This is a genomic window from Sphingobacterium sp. HSC-15S19 (assembly GCF_050433745.1).
Lineage (GTDB): Bacteria > Bacteroidota > Bacteroidia > Sphingobacteriales > Sphingobacteriaceae > Sphingobacterium > Sphingobacterium siyangense.
In genome coordinates, this window is the sequence record NZ_JBNPWQ010000076.1 from 1 (window position 1) to 5514 (window position 5514).

Here is a 5514-nt window from a genome sequence, read left to right on the forward strand (position 1 = left end):
ACTAAATGTTCTCCGTGTACGTGACATAATATTGCTAATTTAATCTATTTATTTCATACCTTAAATTTATGTCTAGTTTTAGGGGAGCAGCATAATATCCGTAAATAGTGTAGGCCAATTAGAATAATTAAGTAGAACTAATATATAATTTTATGAGAAGAGTCTATAAATAGATTCGCGGAAATCCTTCTTAAACCATTCAAAACCGCTTTTAATAGGAAAATCAAGATTAATTTTATTAGTAAGATTATTAGAAGACCCAATAGAAAGATTAGAGGAGAAATAATAGTAAGAGCTGAAAAATAACCATGCTAATCACATCTTTTCTTTCAACAGCTCATACAAGGAGGCGTTGATAAACTGAATTGCCTTAACCTTCATCTTACCATAGTCTGTATGGTTATGACCGAAAACATGGTAGCTAGGGGATCGTTCCAGAACAAACTCACGGATCTCCGCGTTACCATAGCCATTGTCCAAAATACCCGATGGCGGATAGTGTGATACCATGATATCGATTTGCATGTCGGATTCCATCTGATGAAAAAAAGGAAAATCACTGATACCCATAATCTGGACGCCGTTGATCCTAACGGAAGTATCGTTTTGCCAGTGGATTCCTTCGGGTACAAATTTTTGCTTCGTTGCGGTTCCAGTTCAAAGGGGAGATCATGACTACCATGGACAAATACCTTGTGTGGTATGGGAAGCCCCGCATACCACACAAAGAAATCCGATAGCTGCTGCATATCACCTGCATCGCAGACATCGCCGCAATGGATGACGATAACGATCCCCGGGGAAAATCCAATAGTTGGTGCATTCCATGTGTGTTCGACAACAGGAGAATGTTTTGCCTATTTAACTTGAGTATATTATTTTCTTTAAAAATATACGGGCGTTTTAAGAACAGAACGAATATGATATGTATTGTTATTGTTTGCATTAACAAATAATAACATGCAATGTAATAGAGGTTCCCAGTAAGTGCCTTCTGGAATGTGTGGTGCTATTACTTTATTAAATCATTTTCGAATGATCTATAAATAGATGCTATTAAGGTTGTTAAACCCTCTAAGTTTATAGCCGATGTATCACTCTTTTTCAATTCATTAAATGGTATTACAACAAACAGCTCGTAACCGAATGATAAATCGAATTGAGTTTTATTCGTATTAAGAACCTTCTCCTGCCAATTTAATGCTTCTCTCCAATTATAATCTTGGGCGAAGTAATCGTCAAACAGTTGTTCTACAGCGTTCCAATCCCCGTTACTTTTTATATTTCTCCCAGTATAGTTGTGATAGTTTTCTGTAGAATATAAACCTGGTTTCTTAAAAGCCTCATCATCTACCCATAATCCTGCAAAGAATTTTTGAAATGAGGTTAACTTTATATGATATCTTTGATTTACAGTGTAATCTAACCCATCAATTTTTAAATATTTCGCTATTTGAACTTCTTTTGAAAAGATATGCCATCCTTGTCCTTTTGTGTTACCCGCATATACAGTTATTTCTAAATTGCCATTTTCAGCTACATGAAATAAAATCTCTTGAGCCCAAGGTTTAGTGAATAATAAACCTAATCGATCACTGTAAGTTAACTTTTTAAAATCTGATTTTATATCTAGATAATTAAGCGCTGAAGCCACACGCCGACGAATGCTTGAAGTTTGAGTTGATAATAGTGCCGCTATTGGAGTTTCTGGTAACCAATTAGGATTGTGGCCCTTTACAAGATTGATAAAATCCAAGGTTAGGCGATTAACCTGTCCTACTGTCTTTTGAAAAGAATACACTTTGGATGCTATTTGCATCAATTTTTTCCAATTTAAATCTACTGGAGTTACAATATTATTGAAGTTTTCCGTGTTATTACTATTTCTAACGATATTATATGCTTGATTAAATAGTTGAGCCGTACAATCTACATTATCACGCTTAGCCTCTACTATAATCACAATTTCGTTCAATATTATAACAATATCACAAATAGGATCATATTTTCTTAAATCAACCTGATTTTTGAAACTTTCAATATTCATTTCATTTTCAGAAAGCGACACAGCGATTATTCTGTCATAAGTCTTTATGTCCGATGAGCTTTCTTGAATATTTATATATAACTTGTTTTCTGTCTCAACATTACTTAAAAGTAATTCAAGTTCTTTATCGTCATTGAAAATCACTTTCAAGACTTCGTGAAAAAACAAAGCGTCTTCTTGCAAGCAAATAGCGAAAGCGCGTGTTAAATCATTTTCTAGCTGGTAAGTACGCTCTTCTTTACTAAAAGTCTTAAATATATTTAAATGAGAATTCATAATGCGTTATATAGGGGTTTGTAAAAAATTTTAATGCTTACCATAGTCTTTTCCAAAGTCCGAAAATTATAGTATTCCCATATCATCCATTTGCTTCTGGAACAATCGTATGGTAACAAACTTCTTTTTTAATAAATTTTTAGTTGGTCAATAATTTTTTAAAAATGGCAAATTTATTTTTTCTAATATAAGGTTTTTAATAGTATAGACAGATTGTAAGAGTCCCAAAAAATCAAACAGCTTAAAACTGGACATAAATGTTTAGATTTAAGTAATAAAATGAAAAAAACACGTTTTACAGAAAGCCAGATTGTGCGAGCACTCAAAGAGGGCGAAGAAGGCAGAAAGACCGAAGACATCTGCCGTGAGCTGGAAATTAGCAAGGCCACATTTTATAATTGGAAGAGCCGTTACGGAGGCATGGAAGCTTCAGATGTCAAACGCCTAAAGGAACTTGAGGAAGAAAATGCCCGCTTAAAAAAGATGTTTGCCGAACTGAGTATGAACCATGATATCCTAAAAGAAGTCATCACAAAAAAAGGTTGGGGCTCCGGCAACAAAAACAGTTAACCCAGGAGATTGTCCTAGATCACGGTTTGAGTGTCACCGGAGCCTGTAAATTGACAGGTATGTGCCGTTCACAGTATTACTATGTTAGTAAGAAAGATGATAGTGCCGTTATAGCAGCATTAGATCAGCTGTCTTCCAAACATCCTGTATATGGATTTCGAAAACTATATGCCTACCTGCGCAGAGAAGGTAAGCCATGGAACCATAAAAAAGTATACAGAGTATATAAGCTGCTAAATATGAACAAGAAGCGACGTGGCAAACGTCGGCTACCTGCTCGGGAGAAACAACCTTTGGAACAACAGGTCAGCATTAATCAAAAATGGAGCATGGACTTTATGAGCGATAGCTTGGCCAGCGGAAACAGGTTTAGAACCTTTAATGTGATGGACGACTGTTCCCGTGAGATATTGTGCATCGAAATAGCTACTTCTATTTCTTCGTTAAGGGTAACTCGAACACTGGAACAAATCATAGACTGGCGGGGCAAACCGCTCTGTCTCCGCGTAGATAATGGCCCCGAATTCACCAGTCATCATTTTGAGCTCTGGTGTAAAGACCAAGGCATCGCTATTCAATTTATCCAGCCCGGTAAGCCTATGCAGAACGGCTACATCGAACGGTTCAACCGAAGTTATCGCAAAGAAATTTTGGATGCTTATTTATTTTTCAACTTGTCCGAAGTAAGAGAACATACCCAGGCATGGATGGATGAATATAATAACAACAGACCGCATGAAGGGCTTGGGAATCTTACACCAACGGAATTATCAAAAAATATTAGGCACCAACAACAAATAAATCAATTAGTAACGTAAATTAGAAAAGTCCAATCTCAGCTGTCGGAAAAATGGGGTACTTACAAGATTACGCTAACGTTTTCTTTCAATATTGTTCATAGCACCAAAGCTAACAACTGAGGTAATCTAAGTCAACAAATTATTTGATCAAACGGATGCCACAATCGAGAATAAATTAGAAGATGAAACGATATAGATGGCATTGTAACAGATGATCGAAATGTTTCAAAATCTAAGTTCATAATTAATGAAATGTTACTTAATATACTCAAAGAAGATGAACTGGTTTAGAACAAAGTAAAGAGAAAAATCGGAATTTCCGATTTTTCTCCCAAGTAAACAAATTATTAGAAGCTCGACCATTGATCCAAATCAAGATGTTTTTAGCCGGTGAATTATGCTATTTCTTTACTTGTCACTATCCATCTTATATTGTAAGATAGCTTAAGCTATAAACTTAAATAATCTTACCATAATCAAAAATCAATTTGTTCAAAAAATTAGAATGTTCATGTTTCATGAACATTCTAATTTTTTGAACAGCAATAATGGATGATCGCTTGTGCACATCACTCTCAGTTGTTCGGATTTTCCGGACAACTGAGAGTGATGCAAAAATTATGAAAATACTTCTTATCGCCTTTGTCACTAAATTTGTAGATACAGCTCCGTCTTGGCATTCTTTTTTATTAAATAACGAGTGGTGTATTTTGCAGCGGAATATGGATTTGACAAAATTTTTGTTGTCAGATTATTTAACAATATAAATTTTGTCAAGTATATTATTCATTCAGAAAAATCATTTTCGAAAATCTTTCAAACCCGCTATCTAATTAAGAGATAGTGGCTTGTAATCAAATTAAGCATACTCGAAAACATTAAAATAGCGACATTAATAATGCTGCACCACATGCCCGCGCCACATTCCTTTTTTACGGCCGCCTATAGAAAATAGGAATTCCTCTGTGTCAAACCCCCGATTTACCAATTTCTAAAGCTAGGCCATCTATATATGTACAAAAGTCTTTGTAAATAGCGGGTGTATTTTGGTCCGATACCCAGGTTTTGCTGGCAATATGTATTAAAGGAGTTCCGAGTAGAAGGTTTACAGATTTGGCTAACCATTGATCCATAATATAGCCTTTGAGGGATGGTTGTAAGAAATAGATCAATTTTGTAAAATATCCAATGCCCATACCTGGCAATAGGCCTTTTTTTCGTTTATCTTGTATGTATTCAAAGGCCTCTTTACGTGATTCAAATTTCTTGGATCTTAACCCTCTTACAATCTCTAATACAGGACCTGGATTATTCAATAGGCTCTTTGCATGTTTACGATCCATTCCACCTTGATCTGCAGCCCTTAATTCATAAATTACATCTTGAGAGGCATATCCTTTAATGATTTGTTGCGCCCAAGATTTCAAATCAGTATAAGACCAACGATTTTGTTCTAGTGATTTAAATGTTCTCTCCAAATAATTAACTGTTGGAATCACCCTCTTAAAAATGGAGCGGCCATGTATTTGAGGTAGAAGAAAAAACTCAGAATCTATTGCGTTCATATAATATGGAATTTCAAAATAAAGTTATCGAAAGGATCTTTATTAATCAAGTGTTTAAATATACGTTAAATCACTATACTATAGCGAGAATTTAAAAATATACTGAATTTCGTTAACTAAGTAATTAATGAGATTTTTGCATTTAAGGGCTGATAATTAAGTATATTGACCTATCCTTTTGCTAAATAATTTAGTTTTCTTATCTTTAGGTGATTAAATTTAGGTATGGTAGGCAATAAAGAAAAAGAGTTGAGTT

Annotated in this window: 4 protein-coding genes and 1 pseudogene; 1 reads left to right on the plus strand and 4 read right to left on the minus strand. The window is 34.8% G+C overall.

Annotated features, from left to right (window positions below; translation table 11 throughout):
• Positions 1–315 precede the first annotated feature (315 nt).
• The 3 genes and pseudogenes from L1283_RS28145 to L1283_RS28155 all read right to left on the minus strand — a co-directional run bounded on the left by L1283_RS28145 (position 316) and on the right by L1283_RS28155 (position 2323).
• Positions 316–570 carry a metallophosphoesterase family protein gene (locus tag L1283_RS28145; protein WP_429626797.1) on the minus strand — a complete coding sequence of 85 codons (255 nt, stop codon included), beginning with the start codon at positions 568–570 and terminating at the stop codon, positions 316–318.
• Positions 571–617: 47 nt separating this feature from the next.
• Positions 618–749, minus strand: a pseudogene (locus L1283_RS28150) (hypothetical protein); the annotation flags it as partial.
• Between the two features lie 263 nt (positions 750–1012).
• Positions 1013–2323, minus strand: coding sequence for a hypothetical protein (locus tag L1283_RS28155; protein ID WP_429626794.1), 1311 nt, complete (start codon positions 2321–2323; stop codon positions 1013–1015).
• A gap of 279 nt (positions 2324–2602) precedes the next feature.
• Between L1283_RS28155 and L1283_RS28160 the strand changes: the two genes are divergently transcribed.
• Positions 2603–3711 (plus strand): IS3 family transposase gene (locus L1283_RS28160; protein WP_429626795.1). Its coding sequence is split into 2 segments (ribosomal slippage): positions 2603–2869 and positions 2872–3711, totalling 1107 coding nucleotides; the frame shifts between segments, so codons are not numbered across the junction.
• Positions 3712–4661: 950 nt separating this feature from the next.
• Here the strand turns inward: L1283_RS28160 and L1283_RS28165 are convergent.
• Complete coding sequence (locus tag L1283_RS28165) at positions 4662–5258, minus strand: hypothetical protein (protein ID WP_429626796.1); 597 nt, start codon at positions 5256–5258, stop codon at positions 4662–4664.
• Positions 5259–5514 lie beyond the last annotated feature (256 nt).